Here is a 22,243-nt window from a genome sequence, read left to right on the forward strand (position 1 = left end):
GCTAGACCACGCCCCTGTTGGCGAGGGGCAGGTCGCGATGGGTGAGCGTCACGTGGTAGCCCGCCTCGCTGAGGTAGGCGGCCGTGGCGTTGGCGATGGCGACGCTTCGGTGCTGGCCACCGGTACAGCCGACGGCCACCGAGAGCCGCGACTTGCCCTCCGCGACGTAGCCGGGCATCACGACGTCGAGGAGCCTCTGCCAGGCCTTGATGAAGTCACGCGTGACCCGCTGGCCCATGACGAAGTCGCGCACCTTGGCGTCATTGCCCGTGAGCGGGCGCATCTCGGGATCGTAGAACGGGTTGGGCAGGAAGCGCACGTCGATCATGAGGTCCGCCTCGACGGGCATGCCATGCTTGAAGCCGAACGAGAAGACGTTGACGTCGAGGAGCTGCTGGTCCGTGAGCTCGGAGAAGCTGCGCCGGATGCGGGAGCGCAGGGTGGACGTGCGCATGCGGCTGGTGTCGAGGACGAGGTCCGCTCCCTCGCGGATGGAGGCCAGCTGCTCTCGCTCGCGCCGGATGGCACTCTCCGTGGACTCGCCGCGCTTGGCAATGGGATGGCGGCGGCGCGTCTCGTTGTAGCGGCGGAGCAGCACCTCGTCGGAGCAGTCCAGGAAGAGGAGCCTGACCGTGAGCTCGTGCTCGCGCAAGGCCCTCACGGCATCCGCCATCTCGTCAAAGAGCCCCTGGCTGCGCAGGTCGCAGGTCACGGCCAGGTGGCGGCCGATGCTGGTGTTGATGCCCACCGTGGTGGCGAGGTCGAGGATGAGCCGCGGGGGGAGGTTGTCGATGCAGTAGTAGCCCATGTCCTCGAACACGTGCATGGCCTGGGTGCGACCGCTGCCCGACATACCCGTGATGACCACGACGTCGGGCACCTGGTCGAGCCGCGCCGCACGGCGCATATCCTGTCCACCGTCAGCCATGTGGCCCCTCCCCTCTCGTCTGCGACCCCCTAGCGTCCCCGCTCCTCCGGATAGACCACTCCCCACTCTCGACGAAGCCTCGTCATGATGTCCATGACGTCTGTGGCGACGTCTATGAGAGAAGAGCACTGCGCATCGCCCGCAACGGCCCTTTCGAGGTCCGCCATCTCGTAGCAGAGGGCATAGGCCTCACAGCCGACGGCTACCTCCTCGCGACGTCCGTCCGCGCTCCACACGATGGTCCCGCGGTCTGCCCTCGGGTAGTCCGTCACCTCGAGGTAGCACTCGTCGAAGCTGATGACAGCACGCTTGGGCTGCTTGGAGTGGAGCGACAGGGACACCACGCCCAACTGCCCGGAGGCGTTCCTCGCCACTATGCCACTGGTCTGGTCGACGCCGGTAGGCGCCCTGTTTGCGAGCGAGGTCAGCTCGTCCGGCTGCGAATCCATGAAGAGCCTCATGATCGTAAGCGCATAGACCCCGATGTCCAGCATGGCGCCACCGGCCAGCCTGGGGTTGTAGAAGCGATTCGTGAGATCGCCGTACTCCTTGAGGCTCCCGAAGCTCACCTGGGCGAGGTTCATGCGACCGAACTCGCCCGAGCGTGCGCGGCGAAGGAGCTCCCGGTACAGGGGCATGTGGAGAATGGTCGTCGCGTCCATCAGGACGCATCCGTGCTCCCCCGCGACGGAGCGTGCCTGGCCGAGCTCCTCGGAGTTGAGGGTGATGGACTTCTCGCACAGCACGTGCTTGCCCGCCGTCAGGGCCGGGACGAGGTAGCGGATGTGGGTGTTGTGGGGCGTGGTTATGTAGATCGCGTCTATCGACGGGTCGGCGTAGAGCTCGTCGGGGCTGCCGTACACGCGCTCGACGTCGTAGCGCCGCGCAAAGGCGACCGCCTTGTCGTGCGTGCGGTTGCAGACGCCCGAAAGCCTACGGCCCGCAAGCTCAAGCGAGCGCGCCATCTGGTTCGCTATGGCGCCGCAGCCTATGACTGCCCAGCGAAGCTGGGGCGCAGCGAAGATCCCATCGGGAAAGCCCGCACCCCTGACCCGCTCGAAGGCCGCCTCCGCCGCAGCTGCGGCATCAATGGGCGCCGCGGCCTTGGTGCTGCCGTCACACATGCCTTCCTCCGTCCTTGCCCACGCGCGGCCTGCGGCCAGGCGGCGCGGGTGCAGTTGCCAGACAGGGACATTCTCTCCCATCCCAAGGGGTTTTCCCGCAGGAACGCCAAGACTACACCTCGAGCCGACGGCAAAGCCAAGGCATGCGGCGACAGTGACGCAGCAAGGAACCAGCGCGCTGGGGTATCGTGGATCGAGGCACCCGTCGATTGGAAGCCCCATGAGCGACCGCATGCCCTCACGTTCCCTGGCCGCGGGCGGGGCGAGGCGTGCCTGTTCGAGCCTAGTTTGCGATGGGAGTCGGTGGGCGCATGGCGGACGGTGACGGCTACCTGCATGTCTCCCACGGCTTTGACCCCGTGTTCGACGAGCGCAGCCGCGTGATCATACTCGGGTCGTTTCCCTCGGTGCTCTCACGGCGAAACGACTTCTACTACGGCAACCCGCAGAACCGCTTCTGGCGTGTCCTGGCTCGGTGCCTCGGCGAGGCATGCCCACAGACCGTACCTGAAAAACGCGCGATGCTGCTGGCACACGGCATCGCCCTGTGGGACGTCATCGCAAGCTGCGATATCAGGGGCTCGAGCGATGCGAGCATCCGCAACGTGACGCCCGTCGACCTTGGTCGCGTGACCCGCGTTGCGCGCCTGCGTTCCGTCCTCTGCAACGGTACCACGGCCGGCAGGCTCTACCACCGCTGGCTGGAGACCCAGACGAACATGCCGGCCGAGGTCCTGCCCTCGACGAGCCCGGCCAACGCCGCCTGGCGGCTCGAGCGGCTTGTCGCACGCTGGAACGAGTCGCTCTCCCCGTCGCTGGGCGAGGGCCGATAGGCGGCAGCGGTGCCAGCCACGACATGGTCGCACATCTCGCCGAGGATGACGGCGGATTGGCGGCCACCGTGCGGATCATGGCGGTCATTTCCCGTCGAAGTTCACGACGACACGGTATGACGCGCCCTCGATCGCCTTGTCAAAGGCCTCCTTGACCTGGCTCTCGTGATAGGTGCCGCTCACATAGGGCTTGAGGTCGATGACGCCCTCGGAGACCATCGCGACAGCACGCACGAAGTCCCTGGAGTTGGAGTTCGCGGTACCCAGCGTCTTGATGGACCAGCTGTGCATCCAGCCGGCATCGACAGGAACGAGCTTCTCCTCGCCCGGTTTGGGGTGGATGGAGCTATAGAGGATGACCTTGCCGACGTTGGCGACACAGGTGTAGGCGTCCTTGAGCACGCTCGGGAACGGCGTGGTGTCAAACACGGCCTGGCACTTCAGGCCATGGGTAAGCTCGAGGACCCTCTCGGTCAGGCTCTCCTTCGACGGATCGATGGCGTAATCGGCACCGTACCGCCGGGCCAGGACCGTACGCTCCCGATTGATGTCGGAGACGATCACGACGGCACCACGCTTCTTCGCAACCTGCACGTGCAGCTGCCCCATGATGCCACAGCCTATTACGAGGACGTAATCCCCGAGCTGGATGTCCGCCGTCTCGACGCTGTGCACGACACAGGAGAGCGGCTCGACGATGGACGCCTCCTGAGGCGTCACGTTGCGATACTTGAACAGGCAGTGCGTCGTCACGAGCATGTACTCGGAAAGCCCGCCCATGCCGTGGTAGGGCAGGCCCTCGAGCTGCGCCCCGTGGTCGAAGTGCGCGCAGCTCTGCTCCTCGAACGTCTTGCAGTAGTAGCAGTCACCACACGGAAGCGTGTTGCCTACGACGACTTTGTCACCGACCGCCCACTCGTCAGGATTGACGTCGTCGCCCAGCCCCACGATCTCGCCGGAAATCTCGTGACCGCCGATGAACGGATGCTCGACCTTGTTGACACCCGTGTACACGCGCTGCTCCCACGTGCACAGGGCGCAGCAGTCAACCTTCACGAGCACCTTGTTGCCCTTGGCATGAGGACGCTCGCACTCCTCGAGAGAAATATCCATGCGGCCATGGAATACCGCCGTCTTCATCGTCTCTGGCATGGGGACTCCTTCTGAATAACCTGGGCAGCGCGAGAGCACGTCTTCGCCGGCACGCCCTCGCGCACCCAGGCACATGGACTAAGACCGATTTCTTGCGAACGCCAGACCCGCTGGATCGCAGCGTAGGCTACGAGATGATGCCGCCCAGGAGTCCCGTCGCACCCAACACGGCGCCAACGACAACGAGGGCGACCATGACCCGCGTCGACTTCATCTTGCGAACCTTGAGAAGGTACCAGGTGCCCAACGTAATCGCCAGCGGAATGACGCCCTTGAGAAGCTTGTCAAGGATGTCCGCCTGTAACGCCAGCTGGGCCTCCCCCACCTGAATGACAAAGCCCGAGGAGGCAGTCACGTAACTGGCCGCCAGAGCCCCAAGCACCACGGCCCCCATGATCGACGCCGCAGAGATAAGCCGTCGCATCTGGCCACCACCAAGGAGCTTCTCCACCCCACCCTTCCCTTGCCTGTAGCCGGTCATGAAGAAGAAGTAGCCAATGGCAGTCTGGATTGCGAACATCGCAACTGCAAAGAACAGGGCGCCTGCGGGGGACCCGGACGCAGAGGCAAGCGAGATGCCGATGGCCAAGAGGATCGGCTGCAAGGTCCCCTGCCATAGGGTGTCGCCCACGCCGGCCATGGGCCCCATGAGGCCGGTCTTGATCGCCGAGATCGCCTCGCCGGTCACGGCGGGGTCGTTCGCGCGCTCCTCCTCCATTGCAAGCGCCAGGCCGTTCACGATGCCCCCGTAATGCGGCTCGGTGTTGTAGAACTGCATGTGGCGCTTCATGAAGTCGATCTTTGCCTGCCTGTCGTTCGGATACAGCCTGTCAATGATGTGCGTCATGGAAAAAAGGACGCCAGAGGCCTGCATGCGCTCGTAGTTGTAGTTCGCGTGGCTTGCGAAGTCCCATTTCCAGAACACCTTGAGAACGTCGGCCTTGGAGAGCGCCCTACGCTTGGCCGTGCCGTCAGCCGCCACATCAATCCCGCGGCGCCCGGTTCCCCCAGTCATCTCGTTCTGCATCATACGGTCCCTTCTATTCGAAATCCGCGTCGGAGTCCTCAGAGGCAATATCGGCGGATGGAGGCGCGCCGCCAGCGATGACCGGCTGAACCGGTACCATCTCTGCCCCGGACGCCGCGCTTCCCGTAATGAGGTAGGCAACGATGCCGGCGAGCACGGCCAGGGGCAGCGTCGCGATTCCCGAGTACTGGACAACCACAAAGCCAAGGACGAACCAAAGGATCACCCCAGGGCGGTCCAGGGCTCGCAGGTTCATGGCGATGCCAATGGCCGGCAGGATACCGCCAATAACCTGCAGCGTCTCAAGAGGCCGACCCTCAAGGGCGTTGATGATGTCAGCCACCACTCCCGCGCCGAAGTATGCCCCCAGCATCACGGGGATGATGCCAATGATCGCCGCTACGATCTGCGGGGGGCAGAGATGCCAGAACGCAAGCGCCTTGGTGTCGCCGTTTTCCGCCGCCCTGTCGCACATGTGGGCGAACACGACGTCAACCGTCATGTGGATGACCCAGATGATCGTTCCCAGCAAACCGATCGGCGTGGCGATGGCAATTGCCGTGGCAGGGTCGACGCCCGCAGCGAGCGCGAGCGCCGTGCCCAGCGTTCCCGCCAAGCCCGGGTCCGTCGGAGGCGCGCCACCAGCCGAGATGTATGCAATGAAGGGGAGTTGAATGGCGGCGCCGATGACTGCCCCCTGCACCGGGTCGCCCATGATGATGCCCACGAGCAGGCCGGACACCAAGGGCTTCTGAATGATCGTAGAGCCAACGAGCGTGAGCCAAGGCGTCCCATTTATCCCCAGGTAGTACACGACGCCGATAAGCAGTGCTTGGATGAGTGAAATCTGCATGCTCGCCCCTTTGTACGCATGGAATGTCGTGCGCTAAGCGCCCCATAGAGACCAAAGGTGTTACAAAAGCTTTGAAACGCTGACCTGCGCATCGTCCGCAAGAATCTGAATTGCGACGTCCACGCCCTCGTCCACGAGGGCCCTCAGGGCCGCCCTCTCATCCTGTGACGCAGAGATGTTGCGGTAGAGCCTGCTCCGATCCTCGCGTGCGCCCATACCTCCGATGATGACCTGCCGGAGACTCGCACCCCTCTCGACGAGGGACAGAAAGGTCTGGGGGTACTTGGCAAGCACGATGACCCTGTCTGTTGGCTTGAAACCCTTGATGAGACGATCGACCGCCTTCGCCTCATTGAATACCCCCACTTTCACGTTTGCGGGCACGGCGCTCTTGAACACGCTCTTGAGGAACGGGTTTTGGGATGTCTCATCGTCCACAATCATGATCTTGTTGGCGCCCGTGGCATTCAGCCACGATGTCATGACCTGACCATGGATGAGACGATCGTCCACACGGCACAGAACCACCTCACCGTTGCCCGGCGCCGTGAGGTTCTCCCCCCGTTCAATGGGAGGCGCATCGCCGGGTTCCATTCGCTCCTGTTCCCTCTCCTGCTTTGCCGGGGTCTCGAGCTCGGGAATCTTGAGGCTCAGGTCGATGACGGCGTCACGCTGTGCCGCAAACGTCTCTCGTGCGAGCTCCTCGAGGCCAAGGCTCTCCCGCATGAAGACCGCCTGAATCACCGCAGGCAGATTCACGCCCGCCAATGCGCGGACGTTGCCGCTCTGCATGAGCCTCATCACCACGTTCGAGGGCGTTCCACCCAGCATGTCAACCAGGCAGAGGGCTCCATCGCCCTCGTCTGCCTTCCTGATGGAGGCAGACACTTTCTCCTCAAATTCGGAGGGCTCATCCCCGTGGTACAGACCGACCGTCTCGAGCTGCCGCTGAGGGCCGACGAGCAGCTCGACTCCCGATCTCAGCCCTTCTGCCAGCGAGCCGTGTGTGGCTATCACTATCCCAACCATACTTCCCCCTTTACTTAACTAGAAACTAGTAGATACCTAATATCTATAAGTAGAAATATATGCACCTATAGATAGAAAATAATAGTAAGTTTTAGAAAGTCTACGAAAGGTATGAAAAACACCCCGAGCGGTAGCCCCAGAGTGTTAGAGCGGTCCCTTATTTATATAAATTAATTTATGATGCTATCGTCAGCTGTGTTGTGAGGCTCTGTCTGCGTATGGCACTGGAAACTATGCCATCCGGATCAACATCCATGACAATGACGTCGATATCAGGGAGCTCTGCAAATCTGATGAAGCTACTGGCGCCAACCTTCGAGGCATCCATGAGCACGTAGCTCGTGCGCGCGTGAGCAATCAGCTCGGACTTAACCAAAGCCATCGGCTCGTATTCGGTCATGAAGCCCTGATTTGGGAGAAACGCATTGGCGGCGAGAAAGGCCTTGTCGACATGGAGCATCTCCAGGCAGGCCGAGGTAAGCCGCCCGAAAGCGTAACGATGGTTGCGCCGGAACGTTCCGCCCAGGACCACGAGCTCGGCGTCGGGCAGGTGGTCCTCAACATACTCCGCTATCGCAAAGTCATTGGTGACAATTGCTATATCGCGCTTGTCAGCGAGGCGTTTGGTGAATTCAAGCGTAGTCGTGCCAGCATCGATGCCAATGGTGTCTCCGTCTCGGACATACTCGGCCGCCCGTCGGGCAATCCTCTCCTTCTCGCGCATGTGGACGGACATTCGCTCCTTGGGGACGGAGACATGCCGGGTGAGGTCGAGGGAGACCGCACCGCCATACATGCGGCGAAGCTTGCCCTCCTCTTCCAATACTGAGAGGTCGCTGCGGGCGGTTACCGCCGAGATGCCAAACTCCCGCTTGAGATTCGCTATTGAAACTGAGCTGTTGCGCTCGACAAGCTCCGCAATCCGGGCCCTGCGCTCCCCGGCAAGCATCCTATCCTGTTTCTTGTCATCGAACCCCATGATCCGACCAATCCCTTGCAACCGTCCAAAACAGCGGTCAATTCATTTCCACTATTTGCCAACGCTTACTTTTATGTCTCATTGTATCCAATATTTATTGAACCGGCTGACACATATGCGCCCAGACGGGCAAGCGCGCCAGTCCCCCGATTGCCATGCAAATCGAGTCGTTTGGACCCATCCGGTCTGTGGGAATATCCAGACCGCGCGGCAACTCGCAGTGTCATCTGACGTGTTCGACGGTATCGCTGGCTATGGGCTAGGCCTCCTTGATGGCGTCGACGAACCAGCCTGTGATGGACGTGGGGTGCGTGATGCCCGTCCCCACGACGACGGCCCAGGCGCCCGCCTGCATGGCGGCGACGGCATCGGACGGCGTGTGCACATGACCCTCGCAGATGATGGGCAGGCCCGGGAACTCGGTCGTGGCCCGGCGCAGAAGCGGCAGGTCGGGGCCGTCATCCATCGTAGTGTCGATAGCCGGCTTGTTGTGCGAGAGGGTCGTCGAGACGATGTCGCAGCCGCAGGCCACCGCGCCGCGGATGTCCTCGATGGTCATGCAGTCGGCCATCACGAGCGTCTCGCACCGGGCACGCAGGTCACGGACCGTCTGGGCGAAGCTGCGCCCATCGGGGCGGGGACGACTGGTCGCGTCGAGGGCCACGACGTCCGCGCCAGCGTTGACGCAGGCGACGGCGTGGCGCAGGGTCGGGGTGATGTAGACGCCCTCGTGCCCCTCCTTCCAAAGGCCTATGACCGGGACCTCGACGCGGCCCTTGATGGCGGCGATGTCCGCGAGTCCCTGGCAGCGTATGGCGGCGGCACCACCCTGCTCGCATGCGGCGGCCATCTGAGCCATGGTCTCGGGATGGCGCAGCGGCTCGCCGGGATAGGCCTGGACGGAGACGATCAGCCTGCCCTTGAGGGACCGGACCAGAGGCGAAGCTTCCATGTTCCCTGCCTTTCTGCCCTGGAGGGCGAGAGGGATTCGCCCTCGGCGCTTTGAGAAGTGTCTGCCATGACCTGGCTAGTCGAGAGAGACGTACGCCGAGCTGACGACATTCTGGGCCGCCCCGATGAGCGGCGCAGCGTCGCCCAGCGTGCCGCTCCTCACGGGCGTGTTGGCCTGAGGTGGCATGACGACCTCGGCCCAACCCCTTCCGAGGGCGTCATGCCAGACGGGCCCGCACTTGGCAACCGATCCGGACAGGATGACGCAGTCGGGGTCAAACATGTTGACCATGGACCCCAGCACCTCGCCGAGGGCGTGGCCGGAGCGCGACTCGGCCGCGATGGCCGCCTCGTCGCCCGTCTCAGCAAGCCGACTGATGTCGGCCCCATCCGTGGGTCTGCCGTCAGGCCGAGTGGCGACGCCACCCAGCTCGAGGTAGCGCGCGAGAATCCCCGGACCGCAGGCGATGGTCTCCACGTGGCCGACGCCGCCGCACTGGCAGGGAATGCCCGCCGCATCCGTGCAGGTCACGTGACCGATGTTCGCCGCCGCGCCATGGGCGCCGAGGAGCAGGCGGCCATGCTCGACGAAGGCGCCGCCTATGCCGGTGCCCACCGCGCACACGAAGGCGCTGTCCGAGCCAAGCCCGGCGCCCCAGCTTGCCTCGCCGAAGGCGTGGGCATGGACGTCGTTCATGACGCGTGCGGGAACGCCGAAGGCGCGCTCGAGCTCGGAACCAAGGTGGGTTCCGCCCCAGCCGGGCATCATGTCGTTGGCGTAGGTGATGTCTCCCGTGCGGGGATCGACCACGCCACCGGTCGAGACTCCGACGCCATCCACGCTGCCGCCCGCCAGCTCGATCACGCGCCGAGCGCTCCCAAGGGCCACCTCGAGCACGTGACGCCCTCCCAGTTGGGCCTCGGTCGGACGCCTGCCATAGCCTTCGACCCGAGGCGTCTGCCCGTCACCCAAGGTGACGAGCGCCGAGGCGACCTTTGTGCCACCGATGTCGATGGCGATGACCTTCTTGCCTTCTTCTGCCATGAGCAGCTCCTTCGAGAGATGGGCCCTACGCCCCCAAGACGCCGTTGTCGACAAGGACCTTCCGGATGGCCTCGCGGTTGGCGCCCTCGAGCGCCCTGACCGGACGGGGCATGGTGTCGTGGTCGAAGACGCCCATGAGGTTGAGGGCGCACTTGAACGCCCCGACGCCGCCCGCATAGCCCTGCACGCCGGCGGTCACGTCGAAGATGTGGGAGACCTCGTTGATCTGGTCCTGGAGTTCCTTGACGTGCGCCCAGTCGCCCGCCCGGTAGGCCTCGTACTGTCGGACGTAGGGCGCGGGGATGACGTTGGCGAGGCCCGGCACGGAGCCGTCCGCGCCCGAGAGGTAGGCCCCGTCGACCACGATCTCGTGGCCAGTGAGCAGGCTCAGGGGATGGCCGGCCTTCTCGTTCTCCTGGACCAGGTAGCGGAAGTTGACGTCGTCGCCCGAGGAGTCCTTGACGCCGGCGAGGACGCCGTCTTGGCCCAGCCTGAGCGCAAGCTTCCAGGGGATCTTGGAATGGACGCAGGCGGGGATGTCGTATGCCAGGATCGGCAGGTCGATCTCCTCGTGCAGGATGCGGAAGTGCTCCTCTATCTCGTCCAGGCCGCCCAGGGCGTAGAAGGGCGCCGTGGCGACGACGGCGTCGGCGCCGAGGGCCTGCGCACGCCGGGCGTGCTCGATCACACGGTCCGTCTCGGTGTCGATGCAGCCGACGAGCACGGGCACACGGCCGGCCACGATGCGTATGCCCTCGCGGACGATGTCCTCGCGGTGGGCATCGTTGGAGAAGGCGACCTCACCCGTGGAACCCAGGAGGAACAGGCCGTTGACACCGGAGCCGACCATGCGGTCGATGAGGCGTCCGTAGGACCTCACGTCGAGGGTATGGTCGGGGTTGTCGGGGGTGACGACGGGGGGGATGACGCCAGAGAACTTGGGTTGGGGCATGGGATGACTCTCCTCTTCCTTGTCTTGCGGCCAAAGGCCGGCAGATGGGTGGCGTGGGTGATGGCGGTGGCGTGGGCGAGGCCGCGTGCCTAGGGGTGCAGGAACGCAAGCAGCTCGTCCTCGAAGGCGTTCACGCGCTCGTGGGCCCACCTGGGATAGGTGACGTGGCGCACCTCCCCCGCCACGTTCCCCACGATAGCAAACTGGCTGGAGGGCGGGGCAGCCGTGTCCAGGAGCGAGGTGCCCACCAGCAGCCTGGAGCCCAGACGGCGCGCGAAGTTGACCGTGTCGACATACTCCAGGGCCGAGAAGAGCGCGTCCGCATCCTTGCCGGTCGGGTCCTCGAGGCGGAAGTGGGCCCGCAGGCCGGCATACAGAAGTTCGCAGGGGCCCTCGAGCCAGACGGAGCGCAGGTCGGCCGGCATGGGGTTGAGGGCCGCGCAGCGAGAGGGTCGCACCCTCCCCACAGCCGCGGCGTCGATGGCGAGCGCGCCGCCCAGGCCCTCCCCCCAGAAGCTGAGGCGCGTCTCGTCCACGCCCCCGAGCCTCGACGCGATAGACGCGCACACCAGGGCGTCGTCAACGAGCCGGGCCAGGGCGAGGTCACGGGCACCTCCATGCCAGCCATCGCAGATGTCGCCCGACCAGCGACGGTTCTCGAGCTCGATCACGGCATGGCCGATGGCGGCGAAGCGCGTCAGGTGGTGCCAGCCGTGCGGGGCGCAGCCGACGTCGTGGAACATCACCACGGCCGGATGGCGCGGGCCTGTCTCGGCGTCAGGGCGCAGGGGGTGGACGTAGCGGGCGACGAGGGGGGTGCCGTCCGTCGACGTGAACCCCAGTCGCAGGTACACGGCCATTGGGCTGTCGATTCCCACGTCATCCACCGTGACCTCGCGCAGCTCGGCGGCACGCGCCGCACGTGCGTCCCAGAGCGCGTCGAAGCCGACGGGTAGCCTCGTCTCGCCTTGGTATCCGGCGAGGTCGGCCAGGGTCCGGGCGAGCGTCTCCATGGCTAGCGCGCCCCCTTCCCGAAGAAGCCGAGGAGGGCGTCGTCGAACGCCTGGATCGCCTCATGGCCGAAGTCGGGGTAGAGGAGGTGGGTCTTGGGGCAGCGCAGAGCGTTGTACACGGCGAACTGCGTGGGGGGCGGGCAGACGTCGTCTGCCAGGCCCGTGCCAAAGAGGACCTCGCAGCGTACCAGGTGTGCAAAGCTCAGAGTGTCGATGTAGCCCAGGCGACGGAACCACTCGTCCGCACCGGAGCCGTCCGCGTCGAACCAGCGGGAGAAGTAGCGGAGGCCCTCGTAGGCAGACACGTCGTCCCCCCGCTCCCAGACCCCGCGGAAGTCCGAGAGGAACGGGTAGAGGATGGCCGCCCGCCTGATGAGGTCGCCGTTGAGTGCGCAGGTCGCAAGGCCCACGGCCCCGCCCTGGGAGCCACCGTAGACGCAGACGTCATCCAGGTCCAGCCCCGGAAGTTCCCTCACGATGCGGCAGAGGATGCGTATGTCCTGGTAGAGGCGGACATAGTACAGGTCCTTGGGGTCGCCGCCCAACCCGGCGATGAGGTGCCCCGAGACGGTAGCGCCCCTGAAGCCGCCGACGTCCTCGGACCTGCCGCCCTGGCCGGGGTTGTCCAAGGCGATGCCGGCGAAGCCCATGCCCACGAAGGAGCTGTGTTCGAACCAGCTGCGGGTGCGACCGGGATAGCCATGGAACTGCAGCACCAAGGGTGCTGGGCCAGGTCCTGCGGGCCTGAGGTACTTGGCGTAGAGCCGCGCACCCGCCATGCCCCGAAACCAGAGGTCGAGATACTCGCAGCCATCGAAGGACGGGACGTCTGCGGGGACGGTCTCAAAGTCGAGGGGCCGCTCGTCGGCCTCTGCGACGCGCTCGGCCCAGAACGCGTCGAAGTCTGCGGGGATGGGGTTGGTCCCCGCATAGGCCTCGAGCTCGCACAGCTGTTGGGGTGTCACTGGCAAAGGCTGTCACCTCGAGATGGGTGCGCCCGAGGTAACGGGCGCACCTTTGGGGCGGAATCTCCGGGAGCTCACTGGCCGAGCCTGGGATGCAGAAGCGACGGCGCCGCGCCCAGGAGGGTCTTGGTGTAGTCGTCCTGCGGGTCGTTGAAGACCTGTTGGGCAGGGCCCTGCTCCATGATCTGCCCGTGGTTCATGACGATGATGCGGTCGGATATGTAGCGCACGGTCTGGATGTCATGGCTGATGAAGATCATCGACAGGCCGAGCTCGCTCTTGAGGTCCGTGAGCAGGTTCAGGATCTGGGCGCGGACGGAGACGTCGAGGGCGGACGTGGGCTCGTCGGCGATGATCGCGGCGGGGTTCAGCGACATGGCGCGCGCGATGGCGACACGCTGGCGCTGGCCGCCCGAGAGCTGGCCGGGAAGGGCGCGCAGGGCGCTCTTGGGAAGACCGACGAGCTCGATGAGCTCGCCAATGCGCCTCTCCTGGTCCACGGGGGTATCGACCGCATGGACCAGCAGCGGGTCGAGCAGCTGGTCATGGACGACCATGCGCGGGTTCAGGGCCGTCGCGGGGTCCTGGAAGACGACGGAGACGACGCGGCCGATCTGCTTGCGCATCTCGGCGCTGCGGCGCGTGACGTCTTGCCCCTTGAAGTAGACCCTGCCCGACGTGGGCGACTGCAGGCCGCACATGACGTTGGCCGTCGTGGACTTGCCGCAGCCCGACTCGCCGACGATGCCCACGGTCTCGCCGGGCATCAGCCTGATCGTGACGCCCCGGACGGCGTTGACCGTGTTGGGGCGGAAGAGCGAGCCCGTGCGCGTCCTGAAGGTGACCGAGATGTCATCGAGGAAGATGATCGGCTCGGTGGTGTCGCTTCCCTTCCCAGCCATCTACTTCGCCTCCTTGAGGGTCTCGAGATACGGGGTGAGGCCGTTGTCCTTGAGGTAGTCGTCAGGCAGTTCGGAGAACCTGTGGCACACGTCACCAGGCAGCCGCTTCAGGACGGGATGCACGTCGAGGCCAAGCGTCGGGTGGCTCGAGCGTGGCGCGAAGCGGTCGCCTGCGGGAAAGTCCTCGGGCGAGGGGACGGAGCCTGGCACCTGGTGGAGACGCGTGCCCGTCTTGGCGCCCTCCTCGATGGAGAGCACGGAGCCCAGAAGGCCGCGGGTGTACTCGTGGATGGGATTGGTGAGGAGCTCCTTGGTGGGGGCCTGCTCGATGACCTGGCCAGCATACATGACCGTGATCTCGGAGGCGACCTCGGCAACGAGCGCCAGGTCATGGCTGACGAAGATCATCGCGAAGCCGAGCTTGGCCTGAAGGTCGTTCAGGAGCCTGATGACCTGCTTCTGGACCGTGACGTCAAGTGCCGTGGTGGGCTCGTCGCAGATGACGAGCGAGGGGTCGCGCGTAAGCGCCATGGCGATGAGGACGCGCTGGCGCTGGCCACCCGAGAGCTCGTGCGGGTACGACTCGAGGGTGCGCTTGGGATCGAGGCCGACGAGCTCGAGGAGCTCCTCGGCGCTGCGGGTCCCACCGCGGTCGGTGAGCTGCTTCATCTGCGCCGAGATGAGCATCGAGGGGTTCAGCGAGGACAGGGCGTCCTGGTAGACCATGGCAAGCTCGGTGCCCAGGAGCCTCCTGTGCTGCTCGGACGTGAGCTTGAGCAGGTCTTGCCCCCGATAGATGACCTCGCCCGTGACGGTCTCCTTGGGATCGGTGAGGTTCATTATCGTCTTGGTGGTGATGGACTTGCCGCAGCCCGACTCGCCGACGAGGGCCATGCACTGGCCGGGGCGGACGTCGAAGGACACGCCGTCCACGACGCGCACGTCGCCGTGGGACTCGAAGCTGATGGAGAGGTCCCTCACCCGAAGCAGCGGCTCCACGGAGAGGTCGGGCACGTGGCGGTCGCTGCGGGCGAGCTCCACCTCGCGCAAGGCCGACAGCCTGCGGTCGAGGGAGACGGCCTGCTCCTTGTAGGCGCGCACGGGGTCGGAGGCCAGGACGTCGTCGGCGCGGCGGGAGCCGGAGGCGTCCGCGTCCACGGGGGCGCCAGGCGCAGCTGCCATGGCATCGGTCAGGCCCTCGGAGAGGATGTTGAGGGCCAGGCAGGTGACCATGATGGCGATGCCCGGGAACAGCGCCTGCCACCAGCGACCGGAGAGGACGCCCGCACGGGCGTCGGCAAGGATGTTTCCCCAGGTGGGCGTAGGCTCGGTGATGCCAGCGCCGATGAAGGTCAGCGAGGCCTCGAAGATGATGGCGTCGGCGACGAGGGTGACGGTGAAGACCATGATCGGTGCGATGCAGTTGCGCAGCACGTGCCTCCATAGGATCCAGGGCGCGCGCGCACCCGAGACGATGACCGCCCGGACGTAGTCCTCGCCGTACTCGGACACGACGTTTGCGCGGACGATGCGCGCGATCTGCGGCGTGTACATGAAGCCGATCGAGAAGATGATCGAAGGCACGGAGTTGCCCAGGATGGAGACGAACACGGCAGCCAGGGCGATGCCCGGGAAGGACATGATGATGTCCAGGATGCGCATGATGACCTCTGAGACGGCCTTGCGCGAGACGGCGGCGACGGCACCGATGATGGAACCGAAGACCAGCGCGAAGGCCGTGGCCCCGAAGCCGATGATCAGCGAGTAGCGCCCGCCGTAGAGCATGCGGGAGAGGATGTCTCGGCCCTTGTCGTCGGTGCCAAAGAGGAAGCCACCCCCGGGTGCCTGGCGTGCCGCGAAGATGTCGATGGGGTTGTAGGGTGCGATCACCGCGGCAAGTATCGCGGAGAGCGCCACGAGGGCGAGGATGACGAGGGAGACCTTCGATCCCAGGCTCATCTTCTTCCACCCGCCAAGGCGCAGGCCCTTGGCCGCGGCGCGCTCGAGCGCCTCGGACTGCTCTCGTCTTTGGGTCAGCATGTCTACACCGTCCTAATCCGAGGGTTGATGAGGAGGTAGAGCATGTCGACCACGATGTTGATGATGATGAAGGACAGCGCGACGACGATGACGACGCCCTGTACGAGGTTGGTCTCGTTGCCCTGGATGCCTTCGAGGATGGCCATGCCCATGCCCGGTATGTTGAATATCGTCTCGATGACGACGGCACCGCCCATGAGGTAGCCGATCTTGAGGCCGAGCGTCGTGACTGGGGTGATGAGGGCGTTGCGCAGCACGTTGCGCCCGACGACGACGGCCTGTGGCAGGCCGGCGCCCTTGGCCGTCTTGACGTAGTCGCGGTCGAGCTCCTCGACCATGGCGGTGCGGACGATGCGGGTCATCTGCCCGGTCAGGGGCACGGCGAGCGCGACGGCGGGCATGATCATGCGCGCCATGTAACCACCGGGGTTGGCGAAGAGGTCGGGCAGCGGGCCCGATGCGGGCAGCAGGTGCAGGAAGGTGGAGAAGAGCAGGATCATAAGAACCGCGAGCCAGAACGAGGGCGTCGCGAGCCCTGCGATCGAGAGCACGCGGATGACCTGGTCCGGCCAGCTATCCCGGTAGAGAGCGGCAAGGACGCCGAGGACGAACGAGATGATTGCGCCCATGACGAGCCCCATGAAGGTCAGCTGCATCGTGACGGGCAGGGCCTTGGAGACGCGCTCGCCGACGGAGTAGCTCGCGGCGCCGTAGGTGCCAAGGTCACCGTGGAGAAGTCCCCCCATGTACCTGACGTAGCGGACCGGCAGCGGATCGTCGAGGCCATGCTCCTCATGGTAGCGGGCCACGGCCTCGGGTGTCGCGCTCTCGCCCAGCGCGTTGTACGCCGGGTCGATCTTGGAGAACGACATGAGGAAGAAGACAAGGACGGTGACGCCCAGTGCCATGATCGGCAGGGCGATCAGGCGGCGACCTATGAGACGCAGGAAGTTGTTCACGCAGCCTCTCCCCTTTCTGTTTCCTACTGGTTGAACGCTTGCCACACGGCTGGAGGGACCTTGGCGATCGCAAGAGACTCGCGCAAGGTCCCTCCTCCAACTGGCGACTAGTGTGCCACCCACGGTCTGCGGGTGACGCCGTCAGGGCAACGGCCGCAGGGCCATGCGGTCACTTGGCAGTGACGACGTCTGTCAGCGAGACGCCGGTGGTACCGATTCCGGAGAAGCCGGAGACCTTGACGCCCTCGCCGTTGGCCGTCTCGGACCAGGAGCCCGTGGAGGTCTTGACCTGGAGGACCGGGTAGAGGGGGACGTTCTCGGACAGCAGGTCGAAGCACTTGTTCCAGGTCTTCTGCTGCTCGTCTCCCGACTGCTCGAGTGCCTGGGCCATGGTGGAGGTGAGCTCCTTCCACTCGTCGGAGCCACTCCAGGGGCACCTGGTCTTCATCCAGATGTTGTCGCCGTACCACCAGTTGAGCAGCAGGTCGGGGTCAGCGCCGAAGCAGGAGGGGTCGCCTGGGGCGAGCAGCAGGTCATAGGCCTCGCCGCCGTCGATTGCGGCGTAGGTCGCGGCCGAGGTGTCGGTCTGAATCGTGACGTTGAAGCCCAGCGCGTCGAGGTCGTTCTTGACCTGCGTGGACATGGCGACGACCTGGTCGTTGTCCGTGGTGCGCAGGGTGATGTCACCTGGGGTGATGCCGGACTCGGCGATGAGGCCCTTGGCCTTCTCCTGGTCATAGCCATAGACCATGGAGGCCTTGTGGTAGTTGCTGAAGGTCTCGGGCAGGTAGCTTGTGGGGGCGGACGCCATGCCCGCCAGGGCGTTGTTGATCATCTGGTCGTAGTTCAGGGCGTACATGACGGCCTGACGGACCTTGACGTTGTCCCACGGCGCCTTGGCGACGTTGAACATCATGAAGCGGGTCCCGAAGCCCTGGACGGTGTCGACGGTGACGCCGGCGCCCTTGAGCTGGTCGATGGAGTCGGCCGGGACGGACTCGCAGACGAGGGTGGTGCCCTCCTGCTGCGCGGTGACGCGGGCGGTGGCGTCCTTGAGGACGTCGACGCGTATCTGGTTGTCCTTGGCGGGGTGGTCGCCGTTGTAGTTCTCGTTCGGGGAGAGGGTGACGGAGGCGTCGGTGATCTCGTCGTACTTCCACGGGCCGGAGCCGACGGGCTTCAGGGTGAGCTCGTCCTTGGTCATGGCGGCGGGAATGACGCGGACGATGGCCAGGCGCTCCTTCAGCAGGGAGAAGTTCGCGACCTTGGTCTTGATGGTGACGGTGGTGTCGTCCTTCTTCTCGACGGAGGCGATGGGGGCGAGCATCGAGACGTAGATGTTGCCCTCGGCGGTGGCGCGGGCGAAGGACTCCACGACGTCGTCTGGGGTCACGGCGTTGCCGTCGGAGAACTTGGCATCGGCGCGGAGCGCGACCTCGAAGGTGGTGTCGTCCACCTTGACGGGGTCGCCCGAAGCGAGGCCGTTGTAGGTGGAGTAGTCGTGGTAGTCAAGCTCGTAGAGGCCCTCGACGACGTTCCAGTTGGTCGAGAGCGCCAGGGCGGAGGACGTGGACGAGGGGTCGTAGTTCTGGGTGGCATAGGCGGAGCCATAGGAGAGGGTGCCACCGCCCTGGGCCTCGGAGCCCGTCGCATCGCCGCCCGACGAGGGCTGGGAGGCGCCGCATCCCGCCAGGCCCAGGCCCGCCAGCGCAGCGGCGCCGCCCGTCACACCGAGAAACGAACGGCGCGAAAGGTTCTTGCTCATGGTCTCGTTCATGTCCTTGCCTCTCTCACGTGTGTGGTACGTCCCTGTCTTGCCACAGCTCGATCCGTGGCTCAACCTTCATGAGAGCAGGGTATTTCAGAGTACCGGTTCCCTAAAAGGGGTCATTCCGTTAAAGGCCCGCCTTTGAGCACGAGTGGAGCGAACAAGAAAAACACTTGACAAATCGCGCCAATCTGTTTGGCCATTCTCAGTTGTTCGCAAGACAATGCCAGCTAATCAGTATGATGACTTATTGAAGACGTTATATCGCCATCCAAGGCGGACGAAGCCTCGTCCGCCACCCGCCCCGCCTGTGCGTCCCACGCGCGCAGGGTCTGCCACACGTCCCGGGCGACGGCCTCGGGCACGCCCCTGACCGACGCGATCTCCCCCGGGCTCGCCGCGCGGAGCCGCTTGAGGGAACCGAAGTGACGCATGATGGCCTTCTTGCGCTTGGGGCCGACGCCCTCTATGTCGTCGAGGACCGAGATGGTCATCGCCTTGTCACGCAGCTCTCGGTGGAAGGTGATGGCAAAGCGGTGCGACTCGTCACGCACCTGCTTGATGAGGTAGAGTGACGCGCTTCCCGAGGGGAGCACGACGGGCGTCTCGTCCCAGGGGACGAAGACCTCCTCGTCCGACTTGGCAAGGCCGCAGACGGGGATGTCGAGGCCCAAGGCCCCAAGTTGCCTGAGCGCAGCTGTGAGCTGGGGCTTGCCACCATCGACCACGAGGAGGTCGGGCCGTGAGCCAAAGCGCTCGTCGGCCATGCGCTCGGGCGCGTAGCGCCGACCCAGCACCTCCCCCATCGACACGAAGTCGTTTGCCTCGTCGAGCTGGGAGCGGACCTTGAAGCGGCGGTACTGCCCCTTGTCGGGACGACCGTTCGTGAAGACCACCATGGAGGCGACGGTGAAGTTGCCGTGGAGGGTGGAGATGTCGAAGCACTCGATGCGTAGGGGCGGCGCGTCAAGGGCAAGTGCGCTCTCGAGCTGGAGCAGGGCCTGGTTGGTGCGGTCATCCGCGTAGCCCGTGCGCACCATGTAGCGCATGAGGGCGTGACGGGCGTTCCGCTCGGCCATGTCGAGCAGGTGGCTCTTCTCGCCTCTCTGGGGGCGGTGGACGTGCACGGCAAGGCCGCGCTTCTCGGTAAGCCAGCCGCCCAGGAGCTCTGCGTCGGGAAGGGCGCACCTGACGTCGACCTCGGCGGGGATGTCCGCCGTCTCGTCGTAGTAGCGCTTGACGAAGCCCCCCGTGAGCTCCACCTCGTCGACGTCGGCGCCCTTGTTGAGGATGAACTCGCTCGAGCGGATGGTGCGTCCCTCGCGCACGACGAAGACGCAGGCGCAGCTGATGGTCTCCTCACGGTAGAAGCCGATGAGGTCGAGGTTGACGCTGGTCGGGAAGGTCACCTGCTGCCGATCGTCGAGGCCGTCTATGACCTCGAGGCGGCGCTTGATGCGTGCGGCGCGCTCGAACTCGAGGTTGGAGGCTGCCTCGTGCATCTGGTCCTCGAGCTCGCCGCAGATCTCGGCACGCCTGCCCGAGAGGAACTTCTCGACCTGGCGCACGTGGGCGGCATAGTCGACGGTGTCTATCTGCCCGCAGCAGACGCCAGGCCCGCGCCCTACGTGATAGTCGAAGCAGGGTCGGCAGTGCTCGCCCAGAACCAGGTTGGCGATCGCCACGTCGTCGGGATGACCCTTGAGGTAGCGGCGGGCGCGCTTCCACTCCGTGCAGCTGGCGATGCAGATGGGCACCGCCTTGCGCAGGGTGTCGATGGTCTCGCGCGCGGCGTGGGAGTCCGTGTAGGGGCCGAAGTAGCGGGTTCCCTTGCGGTGCCTCTCGCGCGTGTACTTGATCGCCGGGAAGGCGTCGTCCTCGGTGATGGCGATGTAGGGGTAGCTCTTGTCGTCCTTGAAGTCAACGTTGAAGTAGGGGTGGTACTGGGCGATGAGGTTGCGCTCCAGCACCAGCGCCTCGTGCTCGGAGCCCACGACCACATAGTCGAAGCTGCGGACCACCTGCATCATCAGGGGGATCTTGGCACGGTCGTCCGTCAGGTTGACGTACTGGAGCATGCGCGAGCGCAGGTTCTTGGCCTTGCCCACGTAGATGACCTCCCCCCTGCCGTCCTTCCAGAGGTAGCAGCCAGGCTCCGTGGGAACCTGGGCCACTTGCTCGGCGATGCTCGGCATGCCCAGCTCCTCCGGACTCGGGGAGGCGAGGCCGAGGTCGGGCCTTCTGGCTGAGGGGTCCTTCACGCCCATGGGCTACTTGCTCGCCCTGCTGCCCTCGTCGCTCCAGTAGTACTTCCGGAACTTCTGGACCTGGTGGTAGTAGTTCACGCTGGCCCAGAAGCGCTGTGCCAGGCAGTCCTGGTCCCAGTGCAGGGCGAAGCAGGCGGTGCCGTCCCTGAACGCGTCCAGGACCTGCCGTCTGACCTTGGGGTCGCTGACGCAGGACCTCACGACCTGCGGAGGCACGGTGACGTAGGCGAAGGGCCTGTCGGACGCCACGGGCTCCATCCTCTTGCCGAGAAGGACGTCGTCCACCTGGACCTTTGCGAAGTTCACCCCAGCGAGGTAGGGGAAGAGCGAGCTGCGACCCGGGCGGGTGTTTATCTCGAAGAACTTGAAGCTGTCGTCACGGGCGTCGTACTTGACGTCGAAGTTGGCCATGCCATGGTAGCCGACGCGGCGCATGAAGCGGCAGGCGTCCTCGAGCACCTTGCGATTGGTCTCGGGGATGATCACGGCGGGGTTGCCGATGGCGGTGGGCGCATGGTCCTGCAACACGACGCGACCGCCGACCATGAACACGGGATCGGAGTTGGCATCGGTGTAGATGGAGAGGATCCTCTCCTGGGAGTCCTCGCCGGGGATGAGCTCCTGGACGATCAGGCTCTTGTCATAGCTTGACGCCTGGAGGCTCCTGAAAATGCCCTCGAGCTCGCTGCGGTCCTGGACGAAGAACACCTTCTTCTTGTCGGGAATCTCCGCATAGTGGTAGGCAGCCGAGTTGGACGGCTTCGCCACCAGGGGATATGAGAAGCCCGAATCATCCACCGCGGCATGGGGGTCGGCGCAGTCGAGGAAGCGGGTCTTGGGGTACGGGATGCCGACCTCGTCCGCGATGCGATAGAAGTTCTCCTTCTGCGTGATGTCGTCAAGCAGGTCGAAGTCGATGTAGGGGACGTAGTACCACTCCTCGAGCACCGGTTTGTTCTTGGAGACGATGCGGGCGTAGAAGTCGCCGCAGCCCACGAGGAACGGGACCTTCCCGGCAGACACGAGCTCGGCGCCGAGCCTCGTGAGGTAGCCCATGAGGACGTCCTCGCGGTCGATGCCAGGAACCACGCGGAAGTCGACGAAGCGGCTGCGCGCGATGGACTTGATGTCGTCGGCGCCCAGCTCGATGGGTTTGACGTGGTAGGCCTCCCAGAAGCAGCGGATGTACGCATAGCCGCAGAAGTCCGCTCCCAGGATGACGGGCTGGAGCACGTTGGGGAGGTTCTTCTCGTCTGTAACCACAGGTCTCATGGGACGGACTCCTAGGGTTGCCGATTGGACGCGGGAGGGACCCAGCGCCTACGCCGGAAGCATCCGGGCGGGCGAAGCGCGGCGCCTGGGGTGCGGAACCTTCCATGGCCTATGGTAGCGCCATGGAGACGACGCCCCGACGGGTAAAATCGGCTGCAGCAAGATTCAACAGTTGCGCGGGCCC

19 protein-coding genes are annotated in these 22,243 nt (G+C 65.0%); 1 reads left to right on the plus strand and 18 read right to left on the minus strand.

The window, feature by feature from the left end; genetic code table 11:
• Position 1 precedes the first annotated feature (1 nt).
• A complete protein-coding gene (rapZ, locus tag OLSU_RS06375) occupies positions 2–928 on the minus strand; it encodes an RNase adapter RapZ (protein ID WP_013252130.1) in 927 nt (308 codons plus the stop codon).
• A gap of 29 nt (positions 929–957) precedes the next feature.
• A complete protein-coding gene (locus tag OLSU_RS06380) occupies positions 958–2,052 on the minus strand; it encodes a Gfo/Idh/MocA family protein (RefSeq protein ID WP_013252131.1) in 1,095 nt (364 codons plus the stop codon).
• Positions 2,053–2,363: 311 nt separating this feature from the next.
• On the opposite strand from OLSU_RS06380, the gene OLSU_RS06385 reads away from it, so the two are divergent.
• Positions 2,364–2,885 (plus strand): DNA-deoxyinosine glycosylase, encoded by a 522-nt coding sequence (locus OLSU_RS06385; protein ID WP_013252132.1) that lies wholly within the window; start codon positions 2,364–2,366, stop codon positions 2,883–2,885.
• Between the two features lie 84 nt (positions 2,886–2,969).
• Here the strand turns inward: OLSU_RS06385 and OLSU_RS06390 are convergent, their stop codons facing one another.
• The 16 genes from OLSU_RS06390 to OLSU_RS06465 form a co-directional block, all read right to left on the minus strand.
• The gene (locus OLSU_RS06390; protein WP_013252133.1) at positions 2,970–4,037 is read right to left on the minus strand and encodes a zinc-dependent alcohol dehydrogenase; all 1,068 of its coding nucleotides are present in this window, start codon (positions 4,035–4,037) and stop codon (positions 2,970–2,972) included.
• A 127-nt stretch (positions 4,038–4,164) separates the two neighbouring features.
• Positions 4,165–5,067, minus strand: coding sequence for a PTS system mannose/fructose/sorbose family transporter subunit IID (locus OLSU_RS06395; RefSeq protein ID WP_236697187.1), 903 nt, complete (start codon positions 5,065–5,067; stop codon positions 4,165–4,167).
• Positions 5,068–5,077: 10 nt separating this feature from the next.
• Positions 5,078–5,917 (minus strand): PTS mannose/fructose/sorbose/N-acetylgalactosamine transporter subunit IIC, encoded by an 840-nt coding sequence (locus tag OLSU_RS06400; protein WP_013252135.1) that lies wholly within the window; start codon positions 5,915–5,917, stop codon positions 5,078–5,080.
• A gap of 60 nt (positions 5,918–5,977) precedes the next feature.
• Positions 5,978–6,946: a PTS mannose/fructose/sorbose transporter subunit IIAB gene (locus OLSU_RS09375; RefSeq protein ID WP_013252136.1), complete on the minus strand. Its 969-nt coding sequence runs from the start codon at positions 6,944–6,946 to the stop codon at positions 5,978–5,980.
• A gap of 175 nt (positions 6,947–7,121) precedes the next feature.
• A complete protein-coding gene (locus OLSU_RS06410; RefSeq protein ID WP_013252137.1) occupies positions 7,122–7,925 on the minus strand; it encodes a DeoR/GlpR family DNA-binding transcription regulator in 804 nt (267 codons plus the stop codon).
• A gap of 259 nt (positions 7,926–8,184) precedes the next feature.
• Complete coding sequence (locus tag OLSU_RS06415) at positions 8,185–8,877, minus strand: N-acetylmannosamine-6-phosphate 2-epimerase (RefSeq protein ID WP_013252138.1); 693 nt, start codon at positions 8,875–8,877, stop codon at positions 8,185–8,187.
• 75 nt (positions 8,878–8,952) lie between these two features.
• On the minus strand, positions 8,953–9,921 hold the full coding sequence (locus tag OLSU_RS06420) for an ROK family protein (RefSeq protein ID WP_013252139.1): 969 nt from the start codon (positions 9,919–9,921) through the stop codon (positions 8,953–8,955).
• 25 nt (positions 9,922–9,946) lie between these two features.
• Positions 9,947–10,873 (minus strand): dihydrodipicolinate synthase family protein, encoded by a 927-nt coding sequence (locus tag OLSU_RS06425; protein ID WP_013252140.1) that lies wholly within the window; start codon positions 10,871–10,873, stop codon positions 9,947–9,949.
• A gap of 89 nt (positions 10,874–10,962) precedes the next feature.
• Positions 10,963–11,886: an acetylxylan esterase gene (locus OLSU_RS06430; RefSeq protein WP_013252141.1), complete on the minus strand. Its 924-nt coding sequence runs from the start codon at positions 11,884–11,886 to the stop codon at positions 10,963–10,965.
• Between the two features lie 2 nt (positions 11,887–11,888).
• Positions 11,889–12,851 carry an acetylxylan esterase gene (locus OLSU_RS06435; RefSeq protein ID WP_236697211.1) on the minus strand — a complete coding sequence of 321 codons (963 nt, stop codon included), beginning with the start codon at positions 12,849–12,851 and terminating at the stop codon, positions 11,889–11,891.
• Between the two features lie 74 nt (positions 12,852–12,925).
• Positions 12,926–13,753: an ABC transporter ATP-binding protein gene (locus tag OLSU_RS06440; protein ID WP_013252143.1), complete on the minus strand. Its 828-nt coding sequence runs from the start codon at positions 13,751–13,753 to the stop codon at positions 12,926–12,928.
• Complete coding sequence (locus tag OLSU_RS06445; RefSeq protein WP_013252144.1) at positions 13,754–15,793, minus strand: dipeptide/oligopeptide/nickel ABC transporter permease/ATP-binding protein; 2,040 nt, start codon at positions 15,791–15,793, stop codon at positions 13,754–13,756.
• A gap of 2 nt (positions 15,794–15,795) precedes the next feature.
• The gene (locus OLSU_RS06450; RefSeq protein WP_013252145.1) at positions 15,796–16,752 is read right to left on the minus strand and encodes an ABC transporter permease; all 957 of its coding nucleotides are present in this window, start codon (positions 16,750–16,752) and stop codon (positions 15,796–15,798) included.
• Positions 16,753–16,921: 169 nt separating this feature from the next.
• The gene (locus tag OLSU_RS06455; protein WP_013252146.1) at positions 16,922–18,529 is read right to left on the minus strand and encodes an ABC transporter substrate-binding protein; all 1,608 of its coding nucleotides are present in this window, start codon (positions 18,527–18,529) and stop codon (positions 16,922–16,924) included.
• 221 nt (positions 18,530–18,750) lie between these two features.
• A complete protein-coding gene (gene uvrC / locus OLSU_RS06460) occupies positions 18,751–20,715 on the minus strand; it encodes an excinuclease ABC subunit UvrC (protein WP_049765220.1) in 1,965 nt (654 codons plus the stop codon).
• A 75-nt stretch (positions 20,716–20,790) separates the two neighbouring features.
• Positions 20,791–22,059: a carboxylate--amine ligase gene (locus OLSU_RS06465; RefSeq protein WP_013252148.1), complete on the minus strand. Its 1,269-nt coding sequence runs from the start codon at positions 22,057–22,059 to the stop codon at positions 20,791–20,793.
• Positions 22,060–22,243 lie beyond the last annotated feature (184 nt).

This window comes from Olsenella uli DSM 7084 (assembly GCF_000143845.1).
GTDB classification, from domain to species: Bacteria; Actinomycetota; Coriobacteriia; order Coriobacteriales; family Atopobiaceae; genus Olsenella; species Olsenella uli.